Source organism: Clostridium psychrophilum, from assembly GCF_018861705.1.
Taxonomy (GTDB): Bacteria; Bacillota; Clostridia; order Clostridiales; family Clostridiaceae; genus Clostridium_AD; species Clostridium_AD psychrophilum.
The window spans coordinates 28,866-42,885 of record NZ_JAHLEC010000025.1; the positions used below are offsets into that span (position 1 = coordinate 28,866).

The 14,020-nt window shown below is 30.0% G+C and carries 14 protein-coding genes; 3 read left to right on the forward strand and 11 right to left on the reverse strand.

The features are described 5' to 3' along the window. Positions 1 to 51: 51 nt before the first annotated feature. A complete protein-coding gene (locus KPL38_RS07705) occupies positions 52 to 1,137 on the forward strand; it encodes a GntR family transcriptional regulator (RefSeq protein ID WP_216288568.1) in 1,086 nt (361 codons plus the stop codon). A gap of 197 nt (positions 1,138 to 1,334) precedes the next feature. Beyond that, positions 1,335 to 2,732 carry a sugar porter family MFS transporter gene (locus KPL38_RS07710; protein ID WP_216288569.1) on the forward strand — a complete coding sequence of 466 codons (1,398 nt, stop codon included), beginning with the start codon at positions 1,335 to 1,337 and terminating at the stop codon, positions 2,730 to 2,732. A 91-nt stretch (positions 2,733 to 2,823) separates the two neighbouring features. On the opposite strand, the gene KPL38_RS07715 is transcribed toward KPL38_RS07710, so the two are convergent. The 11 genes from KPL38_RS07715 to KPL38_RS07760 all read right to left on the reverse strand — a co-directional run bounded on the left by KPL38_RS07715 (position 2,824) and on the right by KPL38_RS07760 (position 13,013). Then, positions 2,824 to 3,048, reverse strand: coding sequence for a CsbD family protein (locus tag KPL38_RS07715; RefSeq protein ID WP_216288570.1), 225 nt, complete (start codon positions 3,046 to 3,048; stop codon positions 2,824 to 2,826). Between the two features lie 256 nt (positions 3,049 to 3,304). Further along, positions 3,305 to 4,456, reverse strand: a complete 1,152-nt coding sequence (gene fucO, locus KPL38_RS07720; RefSeq protein ID WP_216288571.1) for a lactaldehyde reductase — start codon at positions 4,454 to 4,456, stop codon at positions 3,305 to 3,307. A gap of 43 nt (positions 4,457 to 4,499) precedes the next feature. Next, positions 4,500 to 5,318: a rhamnulose-1-phosphate aldolase gene (gene rhaD, locus KPL38_RS07725; protein ID WP_216288572.1), complete on the reverse strand. Its 819-nt coding sequence runs from the start codon at positions 5,316 to 5,318 to the stop codon at positions 4,500 to 4,502. Between the two features lie 343 nt (positions 5,319 to 5,661). Beyond that, entirely contained in the window at positions 5,662 to 6,420 is a 759-nt protein-coding gene (locus KPL38_RS07730; protein ID WP_216288573.1) for a DeoR/GlpR family DNA-binding transcription regulator, read from the reverse strand. Positions 6,421 to 6,613: 193 nt separating this feature from the next. Beyond that, the gene (locus tag KPL38_RS07735; protein WP_246577869.1) at positions 6,614 to 7,363 is read right to left on the reverse strand and encodes an AraC family transcriptional regulator; all 750 of its coding nucleotides are present in this window, start codon (positions 7,361 to 7,363) and stop codon (positions 6,614 to 6,616) included. Positions 7,364 to 7,366: 3 nt separating this feature from the next. Further along, on the reverse strand, positions 7,367 to 7,612 hold the full coding sequence (locus KPL38_RS19585) for a hypothetical protein (protein WP_246577870.1): 246 nt from the start codon (positions 7,610 to 7,612) through the stop codon (positions 7,367 to 7,369). Between the two features lie 255 nt (positions 7,613 to 7,867). Next, positions 7,868 to 9,124 carry an L-rhamnose isomerase gene (gene rhaA, locus KPL38_RS07740; RefSeq protein WP_216288574.1) on the reverse strand — a complete coding sequence of 419 codons (1,257 nt, stop codon included), beginning with the start codon at positions 9,122 to 9,124 and terminating at the stop codon, positions 7,868 to 7,870. A 44-nt stretch (positions 9,125 to 9,168) separates the two neighbouring features. Continuing rightward, the gene (rhaB, locus tag KPL38_RS07745) at positions 9,169 to 10,578 is read right to left on the reverse strand and encodes a rhamnulokinase (protein WP_216288575.1); all 1,410 of its coding nucleotides are present in this window, start codon (positions 10,576 to 10,578) and stop codon (positions 9,169 to 9,171) included. A gap of 89 nt (positions 10,579 to 10,667) precedes the next feature. After that, positions 10,668 to 11,978 carry an MFS transporter gene (locus KPL38_RS07750; protein ID WP_246577871.1) on the reverse strand — a complete coding sequence of 437 codons (1,311 nt, stop codon included), beginning with the start codon at positions 11,976 to 11,978 and terminating at the stop codon, positions 10,668 to 10,670. An 18-nt stretch (positions 11,979 to 11,996) separates the two neighbouring features. Then, positions 11,997 to 12,311: an L-rhamnose mutarotase gene (rhaM, locus tag KPL38_RS07755; RefSeq protein WP_216288576.1), complete on the reverse strand. Its 315-nt coding sequence runs from the start codon at positions 12,309 to 12,311 to the stop codon at positions 11,997 to 11,999. A 285-nt stretch (positions 12,312 to 12,596) separates the two neighbouring features. Further along, entirely contained in the window at positions 12,597 to 13,013 is a 417-nt protein-coding gene (locus KPL38_RS07760; protein WP_216288577.1) for a cupin domain-containing protein, read from the reverse strand. A 250-nt stretch (positions 13,014 to 13,263) separates the two neighbouring features. On the opposite strand from KPL38_RS07760, the gene KPL38_RS07765 reads away from it, so the two are divergent. Then, a complete protein-coding gene (locus KPL38_RS07765; protein WP_216288578.1) occupies positions 13,264 to 13,749 on the forward strand; it encodes a DUF6803 family protein in 486 nt (161 codons plus the stop codon). Positions 13,750 to 14,020 lie beyond the last annotated feature (271 nt).

The window sequence follows — 14,020 nt, forward strand, 5'->3', positions numbered from 1 at the left end:
CCAATCATCTGATATACTATTTTATGAAATAAATTATTATAGGAGATATGTATGAAACATAAATATGAAGAAATAATAGATAAAATTGTTGATTGGGCAATCACAGAAAAATATAAGCCTAATGATAAGCTCCCAACTGAATCTGAACTAATGTCTCTTTTTAACGTTAGCAGACATACTGTAAGAAGAGCTATCAGTGATTTAAATGCTCAGCAATATGTTTATAGAATACAAGGGAGTGGCATATATCTTTCTGATTGGAAACAAAATAGTATTCATTTAATAAAGAATATAAATATAGGTGTTCTTACAACTCATATATCCAATTATATATTTCCAGATATAATTCGTGGAATTGAAAGTACTCTATATGCGCAGTCTTATTCTCTTTTATTATCATCTACTAGTAATAATATAATGCTTGAAAATAGTAATTTAAAAAATTTGTTAGCGCATAAAATAGATGGCCTTATTTTAGAGCCAACAAAAAGTGCATATCAAATTCACAATCTAGAATATTTAAATAGTATAATATCTAAAAATATTCCTATTGTTATGCTTAATGCTTCCTATTATGGAATCAACGTACCCAGCTTACGCGTTAATGATTTTAATGGTGGTATTATGGCCACTAAACACCTAATTTCTTTAGGTCACACTAATATAATGGGTATATTTAAAGTTGATGATTCTCAAGGTCTCCATAGAATGAATGGATTTATTACAGAATGTCAAAACAATGAAATTCCGCCATCACCAAATCAAATTTTAACTTACCTTTCAGAAGAAGTAGAAACAGTATTGCCACAAAGAATAGAGGTTGTACTCAAATCTGAGAAACGCCCTACAGGTATATTTTGTTATAATGATGAAATTGCATACATGGTGTTAAACATTGCACATAAATTAGATTTGAGAGTTCCTGATGATCTTTCAATTATTGGTTTTGATGACTCTATGCTCTCAAAAATCATGGATCCAAAATTAACCTCAATAACACATCCAAAAGAACAAATGGGTAAGGATGCCGCTAATTTAATAATAAAATTAGTTAATAATAATAATAAATTCGATGAAAGTGATTCTATATTATATGAACCAAGTATCGTTATTCGTAATTCAACTACATTACTCTAGTAAAAGCAATAAACCAAAAAACATAAACTATTATAATAACTTATAGTGGTTTATGTTTTTTTGGATATTATTTGTACCTATGATTATATATATGTATTGACATTTGTACGTATATATATTATTATTGATTTGTAATCGCTTGCAATTTTACATAAAACTTATAAAACTTATAAACCAATATATGAGGAGGAAATAAAATGTCAAAAACGCATAAAAGTAAACGTTCTTTAATGTTTATCATTCTAATATCATGTGCCGCTGGTTTAGGTGGTTTATTATATGGATATGATACAGCCGTAATATCAGGAGCAATCGGTGCCTTGCAGAAATTGTATGGTTTATCACCTGCGATGGAAGGTTTAGTAATTTCAAGTATTATGATCGGTGGTGTTGCAGGTGTTGGTATATCTGGATTTCTAGGAGATTTCATTGGCAGAAAAAAGGTATTAATGTTTGCAGCTGCTTTATTTGGTGTATCTGCACTCGCCTCTGCACTATCACATTCAGTTGAAGCTTTAATTATTGCTCGAATAATTGGAGGTCTAGGTATTGGCATGGCTTCTGCCTTATCTGTAACTTATATTACAGAATGTGCACCACCTGCAATTCGTGGTAGACTTTCCGCACTATATCAATTGTTCACTATCTCAGGAATGTGTCTTACATACTTTATAAACTTATGGATTGTTAACATGGGTAGTGATGCTTGGCTTACAACAACCGGATGGAGATGGATGCTAGCTTGTGGTATATTCCCATCTATCGTATTCCTATTAACATTATTCTTCGTTCCAGAAAGTCCACGTTATTTAGTAAAAGCAGGAAAATTAGATCAAGCTTCCGCTGTACTTAATAAAATTAACGGACCAGTAATAGGAAAACAAGAATTCGATTCTATATCTAATTCATTAGAAGTTGAAAAAAGTTCATCTCTTAAACAACTTTTTAAACCAGGACTTCGTAAAGCATTGTTAATTGGAATTTTTCTTGCCATCTTTAATCAAGCAGTTGGCATGAATTCAATAACATATTATGGTCCTAAAATATTTGAAATGATTGGTTTTAAAACTAATTCAAGTTTCCTTGCAACAAGTGTAGTTGGCGTTGTCGATGTAATCGCTACCGTACTTGCTATGTTCCTAATAGATAAAGTTGGACGTAAGAAGTTAATGTCGATTGGTTCTGCATTAATGGCTATCTTTATGCTATTCATAGGTCTAGCATTCTATACGCATTATGGAAACGGAATGGTAATTTTATTCTTAATTCTTGGTTTTGTTGCTTCATTCTGTATATCAATGGGACCAATTCCTTGGATTATGATTCCAGAAATATTTCCAAATTATTTAAGAGCAAGAGCAACAGGTATTGCAACAATGTTCCTATGGGGCGCTAATTGGGCCATAGGTCAATTTACGCCAATGCTACTTAGTAGCATCGGTGGTGCATTTACCTTCTGGATATTCTGTGGCTTAAATGTTATTTGCTTCATATTCGTTACAACAATGGTTCCAGAAACAAAAAATAAATCTTTAGAAGAAATTGAAAAATTTTGGATTCCTAAAAATCAAAAAAACGCTAATGCAAAAGGTTAGTTGATTTTAAGAATATAAAATAGAGATATAAACCAATATTGGTTTATATCTCTATTTTTTTACTTTTAATCTGCTAAGTTTAAAGTAATGACTATTGCTCTTTTGTGTTCTCATCCTTCTTGTCCATAACATCATTAATCTTCCTTGCAATATTCTCTTTAACGCTACCAAACTTTTCTTTTAGATCTCCCATTTGTGATTGAATTTTTCCATTAAGTTCTGTTTCTTCACTACCAGTTGCTTTTCCCATATTCTCTTTAGTTCTTCCCATAATTTTATCTTTTGCTGAATCAAACTTATTTCTTATATCTGACATTTTACACCTCCAATAATTTATTTAAACATAAAATCTGTCCATACTACAATTAAACTTTATATTATATTCTTAATATTAATAGTATGAACATAAATTACCATTTCTATTACAACACCAGTAAGTTCTATAGGAATTAAAAGAACTTAATAACAAAAATAAATCCTAGTAATTAAGCTAGGATTCACTGCTACTTTGAACATATTAAATTGTATCTTACTAATATTCATATGTTTAAGATATTTTGATTTAATAAATATTAAAAAATTGATTTGTAGACTTCAAATATCTCTTTAACGCTTGTATCTCTTGGATTACCTGGAGTACATGCATCTGCCATAGCTGACTGCGCAAGTGCACCCAAATCTTCTTTTTTAACTCCAATTTCTTTTAATGTCTTTGGAATACCAACATCTTGTGAAAGTTTCTTAACAGCACCAATAGCTGCCTTTCTATATTCATCTTGGGACATATCATCAACATTTGGAACTCGCATAGCGCGGGCTACTTCTCTGTATTTTTCTCCAGTAGAACCTGCATTATATTCCATAACATAAGGTAATATTACTGCATTAGCAATTCCATGTGGAGTGTCATAAAAAGCTCCAAGTGGATGTGCCATACCATGAACAAGGCCAAGTCCTACATTGCTAAATCCCATGCCTGCAACATACTGCCCAAGGGCCATATCTTCTCTTCCCTTTGGTTCATTAGCCACTGCACTTCTAAGTGAACGTGAAATTATTTCAATAGCTTTTAAATGAAGTGTATCTGTAAGTTCCCATGCACCTTTTGTAATATATCCCTCAATTGCATGAGTTAGTGCATCCATACCAGTTGCTGCTGTTAAGCTCTTTGGCATTGATGACATCATTTCTGAATCAACAACTGCTATGACTGGAATATCATGTGGATCTACACATACAAATTTACGTTTTCTTTCTTCATCAGTTATTACATAATTAATAGTAACTTCTGCTGCAGTTCCAGCTGTTGTTGGAATTGCAATAATAGGAACCGATTTGTTTTTAGTAATAGCTGCCCCTTCAAGACCTCTTACATCTGAAAATTCAGGATTATTTATAATAATACCTATAGCTTTTGCAGTATCAATAGATGAACCCCCACCAATAGCCACTAGGTAATCTGCACCAATTTCTTTAAACTTTGCAATCCCACTTTTTACAACATTTATAGTAGGGTTAGCTTTTACGCCATCAAAAATATCAAAATCTAAGCCACTTTCCTTAAGTAAATTCGTTACCTTGCAAGCCACATTAAATTTTATTAAATCTTTATCAGTTACCACTAATGCTTTTTTAAGCCCTCTGGTTTTAACCTCTGCAGCAATATTTCCAATTGCTCCTGCTCCTATATAGCTTGTCTCATTTAAAACCATTCTATTTGCCATAATAATCAATCTCCTTTTAGAATATATTTTTTCTAAAATGTTGTTAACCCAAATAGTCTTCTGAAATATTAACATTGAAATCTTTTGCTAAATCTCTAAAATTTTGAGAAGTTATTGTTTGTTTCTTTCCACCCATAGATAATACCTTAACTAGAATTTCAGCTGATTTTTCTACTGTATCCATAAGTCCAAAAGTTAAATCTAAAGTTTCACCAGCACAGAACATTCCATGATGTGCCCAAATTACAACGTCGTGTTTTTTCATTAATTCACCTGTTTCTTCAGCAATTGCAGCTCCACCTGGAACCATCCAAGGTACAATACCTATACCACCTGGGAATACTACTGGACATTCTGTTGCCATTTCCCATAGTTGCCTAGTAAATACCTTGCCATCTAATGGTAATACAAATGTTAATGCTATAGCGTTTGTCGTATGTGAATGCATTATAACTCTGTATGCACCATTTGTTTTTTCTTTCTTTATTGAATGACTCATTAAATGTGATGTTACTTCACTTGTTGGTTTTGCTCCATTTATTAATCCCCAAACTATCTTGTAGTTTTCACCTTTTTCATCAACTTTTATAAGTCCTGCATTCTCTTCTAAACAAACGCTCATATTTCTTATGAACTTTCCACTTCCAGTTACTAAAAAATATTCATTAGCTAAATTTTTAACAGTTACTCCGATTGGAGTATATTCTGTATTTTCATTAATAAATTTTTTAACTGCTGTTACCTCATCCTCGGTTAATCTGTAAGTTATATTTCCACCATTTCTTTCATGCCAACCTTTAAGCCACGCATCATTAGTAATTTTCTTAAAATTTTGTATGAATTTCATATCTTCTAAAGCCATTTTAATCTCCTACCTTTCATATTTAACTTATTTTTCTTCTTATCATGGTTTACTATATAATATATTTTTATTACATCTAATTTCTTTAATTATACTTTATTTCTTTGTTAAATACAAACGTTTTTGTTGTTTTTATTTGTTTTATTTTGTTTTCAAATGTAAATATTATATGAATCAACATTTGTTCATCTATACTCTTTCCTATTTTAATAAAAAAAGAATTTATAAAAATATATACAAACTTATATTTATAAATGTCATAAACAAAAGCTAAAGAACTTCCTCAATATAATTTTTGAGTAATTCTTTAGCTTCAGCCTATTCTAATGTTTTATGTATTTTCTCAATATATAATTTCAATATTATAAGAATGCAATAAATCTAACCATTCTTCTCTCGGCTGCTTATCAGTAATGACATAATCTATATTTTCATAATCAAAAAGTTTTACAAAACATGTTTTATCATATTTACTATGATCAATTAACAAAATCGCCTTACTCGCTTGCTTAATCATTGTCCTTTTAATTTCTGCCTCTGCTTCGTTTGAGTCTAATATTCCTTTTTTAATATCCATCCCTTTGCAACTTACAAAAGCTATATCTACATTGTACTTCATAATAGTACTTTGTGTTATAGGCCCCTGCATAGATAAAGAACTTTGCTTTATGGCTCCACCCGTTGATATAATATGTAAATCTGATTGGTTTAATTCTTGAATTACTTCCACTGAATTTGTAATAACTGTTACATCATTTCTATCTCTAATAGATTTTAATATTTCAAGTACTGTTGAACTACAATCAGCAACTATTGTACTTCCTTCTTTTATAAATTCTATTGCCTTTGCTGCTATATATTTTTTATCTTCTATATTAGTCTTTGATCTTTTATAAAAAGGTATATCTTCATTTGTTTTTTCAGCATTTAGAGTTGCGCCTCCATAACTCCTAGTAACTATACCTTGTGACTCTAATTTTTCTAAATCACGCCTTATTGTTTCTTCAGTTACTTGAAACTTTTCACTTAGCTTTGATACATATAATTTTTTTTCAGTTATTGCTATTTGCTTTATTATTTCCAATCTTTCTATTGGTAACATGCCAGTTCCTCCTATATATCTTTTGCTTAATTTTATCATAATAAGTTTATCAACGTATATCTTATATTATAACTGTAATGTTTTAAATTACACAATTCATTTTAAGTTTACTTAAATATATCAAACTAGCACATATAATACAACATTAATCAACATTTATTGATTTTGCCTTAACCAGTTATTGAATTTTTTATTACTTTTTTCTGTATTCATCAGGTGTAACCCCTACCTGCTCTTTAAATTGCCTGTAAAAATAACTTACATTAGAATAACCAATTTCAGTGATCACATTGACTACTGACATCTTTGTATTCTGTAACAAATATTCTGCCTGTTTAATCTTTTTTTCTTTTACCAATTCCGTTAATGTTTTTCCTATAGTTTTCTTAACTAATTTACCTATATAATCAGGATTATAACCAAAATGATCTGCAATATTCTTAAGTGTTATATCCTTATAATTACTGTTAATATAATTTAGAATTTCTGTAGATATTGTAATATCTATTTTAGAAACTATTTCGCTAGATAGGTTATTTTTATAATCTCTTAACAATTCATTGAATAATAACATTATATAAGCTCGAATAGCCGTTTCCATCCCATTTTTTTTATCATAATATTCCATAAGGATTTGTATCATAAAATTAAAAGCCTTATCATTTTGTGATGTTTTAAAATGAATATACTGCTTAAACTTATTTTTCCCATATATTGCTTCAATAATAAAATTAGAGATTAAATCATTATCTGCAATTTGGCTCATAAAAATCCAGTCAAAAAACTCTTTCTTTATTAATACATTAATGGCAATATCGTCTACACTAGCTGCCTCTATACTATGCTCAACGTTCATGTCTAATAATAGGATTTCTCCTTTTTCTATTACTAATTTTTCTCCTTCTATTTCCTGTTTTATTTTTCCTGAATATACAAACATCATTTCTTAATAATCATGTTTATGTTTATCAAATTTTATAAAACGATCATGTTTATGGATAGCTATATCTTCTGATTCATTCATCAACTTTTTATTGTTAATTATCCATAAATTATTTTTAACCTTATTAGAAAAGTGTTCCTTAAGTTTGATATCAAGATTTGTATTTATTTTAGTATTATATAAATTATATGTTTCCTTTTCTATATCATTTAATTGTTTTAATTTTTCATCAAGCTCTATAATATCCATATTATCACCATCACTTTTTATTTTGTAATCATTTAATTAGTATAACCTTATAATGGCGTTACAAGTTATCACAATAACAATTAAATTATATGCCATAACATTCTTTTAAAATGCAAGAGTATTTTTTTCTAGTACATTAAAACTCATTAATGCCTAGGTAAATGATAAATAGTTACACTGTAGCAAAATAAGAAAAACATCTAAAATATAGATGTTTTCCTTATGCCTTTCTTTAAAATATTAACCATAATCTAGTTAATTTCTTTTACTTAATTCAGTTTTTTCATAGTCCTTAACATCATCCAGCCATTTTTCTGCTACTGGAACATTATTCTTTTCACAATAGTAATTCCAGATATCACCCATTGGATAAGTTTTAAATTCTTCCATTAAAGCTAATCTTTCTGTAAAGTTTCCTGTGTCTTGTAATTCTTTTAATTTCTCATTAGGTGTGAGCATCGCACTGAGTAATGCCTTTATCATATTTCTTGATCCTATTGTCCATGCAGCTATTCTGTTTATGCTTGCATCAAAGAAATCAAGTCCAATAATAACTCTACCTAATGCATCATTTCTTACAATTTCTTTAGCAAGTTCTTTAATTTCATCATCTAAAAGTATTACGTGATCTGAATCCCATCTTACTGGTCTGCTTACATGAAGTGCTACTTTATCATTAAATAATAACATTGCTGAGAGTTTATCTGAAACAACCTCTGTTGGATGATAATGTCCTGTATCCATTAATGACATTATGTTATTTTTAGCTGCATAACTTATATAAAATTCACTTGAACCTACAGTATAAGCTTCTGCTCCCAGGCCAAACACTTTTGATTCAACACAATCAAGATTATATTTTTTATCTATTTTCTGTGTAAATATTTCATCTAATGATTCCTTAAGTCTTCTTCTAGGTCCCATCCTATCACTTGGAACATCTTTGTATCCATCCGGAATCCAAATATTAGTTAAACAAGTTTGTCCAAGTTCCTTGCCAAAATATTCTCCAATCTTTCTAGATGCCTTACAATGTCTTATCCAGAAGTCTCTTATTTCTTTATCAGGACTTGATAACGTTAATCCATCTGCTGCTTTAGGATGTGAAAAGATTGTTGGATTAAAATCAAGACCTAATCCGTTTTTCTTAGCCCACTCTACCCATTTTTTAAAATGCTCTGGTTTTAGCTCGTCTCTTTCAACTACTTCTCCATCAGTTTCAGCATATATAGCATGAAGATTAATCTTATGTTTTCCAGGAATTAAGGTTAATGCTTTATCTAAATCTTTTCTTAGTTCTTCCCCATTTCTTGCTTTTCCTGGATAATTACCAGTTGCAGCTATTCCACCAGATAATGTGTTTTGGCTTTTTTCAAAACCAGTTACATCATCCCCTTGCCAACAGTGAATTGATATTTTCACCTTATTAAGTTCTTCTAAAATCTTATCTACATCCAGTCCCCATTTTTCATATTCTTTTTTAGACATTTCATACTTTTCTTTAATATTCATTTATGTTTGCCTCCCTTATATTTTTTATCCTTAATTATAACTATCTAAGCTTCATCAGGTTTAAATGTAACAATATCAAAAGATTCCTTAATAGCTTGTCTTGCTTCCCCTAAATCTTTAAAAATGTTTTGACTTAAAAGCTGAGCTGCGATATTTCCTATTGCTGTTGCTTCAATTGGTCCTGCTATTACTTCTTTTCCAGTAACATTTGCAACTAATTCATTCAAAAAATTGTTTTGACATCCTCCACCAAAAATATTTATTCTCTTGAATTTTTTTTCAAATATCTCTTCAATATTAGAAACAGCTTTTTTATAACAATGTGCCAAACTATTATACACACACATTGCTATCTCACCAACGCCCTCTGGAACCTTTTGGTTAGTTTCAATGCAATAATTTTTTATCTCGTCAATCATATTTTCTGGTTTTAAGAATCTATCATCATTAACATCTACTATCGAAGTAAAATCTGCTTTTGCTCTTGCTAAATCTACGAGCTCCGCAAACGAATATTTATTCTCAAGATTTCTTGAAACTTCTTGAATTACCCAAAGACCCATAATGTTTTTAAGGAATCTAAATCTATAATCTATACCACCTTCATTAGTAAAATTATATTCCATAGTTTGTGGAACACATAATGGGAATCTATTTTCTAAACCAATTAGCGACCATGTACCAGAGCTTAAATAAATACTATCACTATCATTACATACTGATGATATAAATGCTGAACCAGTATCATGTGTTGCAGGAAGTATAACCTCCATATCAACACCTAGCTCCTTAACTAATTCTTCTCGCATAGTACCTAGGTTGGTTTTAGGTAACTTTATCTGTTGAAAAATATCTTTTTTAATCCCTAAATCATCTAAAATCTTTGGGTCCCATGTTCTATCAAAAGAATTTACTAATTGGGTTGTTGTTGCGTTAGTGTACTCATTAACTTTTTTTCCTGTAAGCAGGAAATTAAGATAATCAGGAATCATTAAGAACGTCTTTGCTTTTTCTAGAATTCCAGGTTTATTTTTCTTGATCGACAGTAATTGATATATAGTATTAAATCTTTGAAACTGAACGCCTGTATATAAATACATCATATCTTTAGGAATAATTTTAAAAACTTCTTCCATCATACCTTCTGTTCGATTATCTCTGTAAGATACTGCATTCCCTAAAATATCATCATTTTTATCTAGAAGCACAAAATCTACTGCCCATGTATCTATCCCTACACTCTTAGGAATTTTCCCAAGCTCTACGCATTTTTTAATTCCTGCTTTTACATTATTAAATAATTGATCAATGTCCCAACAATATTCATCGTTAATTTTACCAATTCCATTTTTAAATCTATAAACTTCTTCTAATTTCAATTTTCCATTGTCTACTGATCCTAATATATGCCTTCCACTAGAGGCGCCAATATCAATTGCCAAATAGTATTCCATAGCTTACCTCCTAACACTCTTGCCAGTGTTTATTCCTGTAATATCATATACATTCCAATAGGCCATTCTACAATCATTAAGAAAATATATTAAATTGTATTACCATAACGTTCTTTTTCAATTGCCTCAAGTGCCCTGCCCGAAGTTCTCGGAGCAAATATAACACCAATTACTCCACTAATTATAAGGAACCCTACCATAAATGCTGCTGCCAATTGGAAACCAGCCTTGCTCATAATGCTTGGGATAATGAAACTCCATATACCAAGTGCGATACGAACAACAAAGAACATTACACCTTGAGCGGTAGCTCTATATTTCGTTGGGAAAAGTTCACTAGCCCATAGTTGATAGAATGGTTGTGCACCAAATCCAAATGAGAGTCCATTTACAACAACAAATATTACGAGCATGCTAGCGTTCATACTTGATGCCGGTAACAAGAATATTGACCATGCACCAATTGCCATTATGGCCGCTGCTGCATATAACCCTTTACGATTAACTTTATCTCCGAGCTTCATGAATATGAAATAAGTACCAATAGCTGTAAATCCGAATAATACTGCTTGAAGTAGATTAGCTTGTTGTGATGAAACCTTACCTACTGTTTGATAAATTAATGGCATAAAGAAGCCCATTGTACCTGCTGCCAAGTTCCAAAATAAATACACACCAAGCAAAAATAATATTGATTTGAAATTTACTGGTTTTAATATATCCTTAATAGTTACCTTTTGGAATTGTCCTTTTGCTTCAAGTTGTTTTTCCTTTTGTTTTTGATCTAACCAAGATTGTGACTCAGGTAAAGTTCTTCTTATTAACCAAGTAATAAGTGCTACAACAAATAAATGTCCAAAAACTATACGACTACCAAGTAATCCTAAATTTCCGAGTGCCACTGATAAAATCAAAACAATAATTGGACCAGCTGACCATGCAAGTTGTGCTGTACCACAATGTTTCGCTCTTTCCTTAGCCGGAGCCCCTTCTGCAATAGTAGTCCATGATGCAGGAATGTCAGCACCAACTGATAATCCTACAATTATATAACCAGTTAACATCATTCCAAAATTCTGTGAAAAAATAATAAATAACATACCAAACATATAAAATAACATAGAGCAATTATAAACTAGTTTACGACCATATTTATCACAGATATAACCACCAATTAATGCACCAATAGCTGCTGAAACAGCATTGGAACTTAAAGCACTTAATAATCCAAGTTTCATATCAGTCATATGAAGATATTTCGTCCATAGTGATAAGCCTGCAGCTCCAGCAACTATAGAACCTGCATCAATGTAGTTTGCCATAGATGCTGATATAGTGGTTTTCCAAGTTAATTTATTTTTTTCTTTACTAGTCATTTCTTTTCCTTCTTTATTACTCATTTAAATTCCTCCCATTTTTTACTCTAAATGAAATAGTTCCTTTAACTCAATTGAAACTGGACTATTGTCTTCATTTGTTTCCATAACATCTTTCATATAAGCCCACCATTTTTGACATATCTCTGTATTATCACTTTTACTCCATAATTTTTCATCCTCTACTTCTAAATAAGCGATTAGACTATTTGTTTCTGCATCCAAGAATATGGAATAACTTTTTGCACCATATTCATGTAACATTTTAACCATTTCAGGCCAAATTTCATCATGACGTCTTTTATATTCATCATGAAAACCGCTAAATACTTTCATTACAATACATTTGTGAATCATTTAAGATTCCCCCCTCATTAATTTTTATACGTTTACATGTTTAATTAAAAAAATAGTTTACCTACTTGTTAATTAAAGTCTTTAATAAAATGTTCTGTAAATAATTTTATAATTCCGCTTGTTTGTATACGATTGCTATATGTTTTGTAACTGATTACATTCATATTATAGCTTCATTCATTTAAACTTTCATTAACCTTAAAAGTGTTCTTAACTATCAAAATCAGTTTTTTAGATAATTAAAAAAGAACGTACAATTATTTTAATTGTACGTTCTTTTATTTTTTAATACTCTTTATACCACTCTTCTAACGTTCCGCCATAACCTACTTTAACTTTATCATTGCCTGATGGATACTTAAAAAACAATAATTTAAGCCCTGCCTTTGACTTTTGTGCATATGTAATATCCTTGCGAATTAGAAAAAAATCTCCTTTTTTTACGAATGTTTCTTCTTTTGTATTAACATCAATATATTTACATTCACCTTCTACTACATAAACATATTCACTCGTTGTTTTATGATAATGTGGTTTTTCAATAGTATCTTTTTTATATTCTGTAATGCCAACCTCTACATGATTATCTGGCAAATTATCTAATTCTTGTGGCAAAGCTAAATTACCAACTAAATACTGTCTATTCGAAATAGATAACGCCTCTTCAATATTCTCCGAACGAATAACTTCTATTTTCTTCATTACTTTTATCTCTCCTTATATTCTTTTCCGGAATATGTTCACTTTAACGACATTTCAGAAGGGAAGTTTCCCACTTTCACATTGATTTCTCCCTTTTATTATATTCGAATCTCAATATTATTTCTATGCTAATATATATATTACTTCAATTCTATACTAACATTTAATTAAATATTTTTATATGGTAAAACTTCATAAAATTTTCACAACATTTTATTATAATCAATTTGAAGAAGGGAGTATGATCATAATGAATATGACTCATTACATGTCGCTACTAACTGACAATCAACCTTGGAATTTAATAATATTTATGGCAATACCAGTTATAATGGCAGAAACGCTAACTATTACTGAATTCTTTATTCTTTTTAATAATATTAAACAAGGCGGTATAAAAACTTTAAATAAAATAGTAGGTATTTTTGACGGATTTTATTTTACAGGAATTTTTATATACTTATTTTTAAATGTTGTTATTCCACTAACATCAAATAATGGATGGCATACTTGGGTAGATGTTGTCGCTGTAGGTTTTTACCTTATTGGAGTTGTTTTTCTTTTACCAATTGCATTAATGGAACTTGGTATAATATTTAAAAATAAATCTTCCAATGAAAGAATGAAAGCACATTTTATTCTTATAAGTGGATTTTTAGTTGTAACTCATATAGCAATGATTTTTGGTATGGTTAATCCACAAATCATTAATGTTATGACAAAAATGCATATATAACAAATACTTCAGCAGTATAAACTACCTAGCAAATATTAATATATTCCCCTGGAGTGAATTAAGGCCTAAAATCGAACAAAATATTTCATTTATGGGACCAGTAGTTTAATATAACTGCTGGTCGTTTTACGTTTTTTATTTTTATATAGATTTCACATTATTAATAGTATGATTATCCCACAAAAAGCTTGTAATTACTTCCAAACGTAGTAATTATGATATAATAATATCAAAATCAGTACGTAGAGGAGGATTACTATGTTTTGCAAAA

Bases quoted from the DNA above. Each gene is read 5' to 3' on its own strand.
- KPL38_RS07705 (WP_216288568.1), top strand. From the start codon at position 52: ATGAAACATAAATATGAAGAAATAATAGATAAAATTGTTGATTGGGCA.
- KPL38_RS07710 (WP_216288569.1), top strand. From the start codon at position 1,335: ATGTCAAAAACGCATAAAAGTAAACGTTCTTTAATGTTTATCATTCTA.
- KPL38_RS07715 (WP_216288570.1), bottom strand. From the start codon at position 3,048: ATGTCAGATATAAGAAATAAGTTTGATTCAGCAAAAGATAAAATTATG.
- fucO (WP_216288571.1), bottom strand. From the start codon at position 4,456: ATGGCAAATAGAATGGTTTTAAATGAGACAAGCTATATAGGAGCAGGA.
- rhaD (WP_216288572.1), bottom strand. From the start codon at position 5,318: ATGGCTTTAGAAGATATGAAATTCATACAAAATTTTAAGAAAATTACT.
- KPL38_RS07730 (WP_216288573.1), bottom strand. From the start codon at position 6,420: ATGTTACCAATAGAAAGATTGGAAATAATAAAGCAAATAGCAATAACT.
- KPL38_RS07735 (WP_246577869.1), bottom strand. From the start codon at position 7,363: ATGATGTTTGTATATTCAGGAAAAATAAAACAGGAAATAGAAGGAGAA.
- KPL38_RS19585 (WP_246577870.1), bottom strand. From the start codon at position 7,612: ATGGATATTATAGAGCTTGATGAAAAATTAAAACAATTAAATGATATA.
- rhaA (WP_216288574.1), bottom strand. From the start codon at position 9,124: ATGAATATTAAAGAAAAGTATGAAATGTCTAAAAAAGAATATGAAAAA.
- rhaB (WP_216288575.1), bottom strand. From the start codon at position 10,578: ATGGAATACTATTTGGCAATTGATATTGGCGCCTCTAGTGGAAGGCAT.
- KPL38_RS07750 (WP_246577871.1), bottom strand. From the start codon at position 11,978: ATGAGTAATAAAGAAGGAAAAGAAATGACTAGTAAAGAAAAAAATAAA.
- rhaM (WP_216288576.1), bottom strand. From the start codon at position 12,311: ATGATTCACAAATGTATTGTAATGAAAGTATTTAGCGGTTTTCATGAT.
- KPL38_RS07760 (WP_216288577.1), bottom strand. From the start codon at position 13,013: ATGAAGAAAATAGAAGTTATTCGTTCGGAGAATATTGAAGAGGCGTTA.
- KPL38_RS07765 (WP_216288578.1), top strand. From the start codon at position 13,264: ATGAATATGACTCATTACATGTCGCTACTAACTGACAATCAACCTTGG.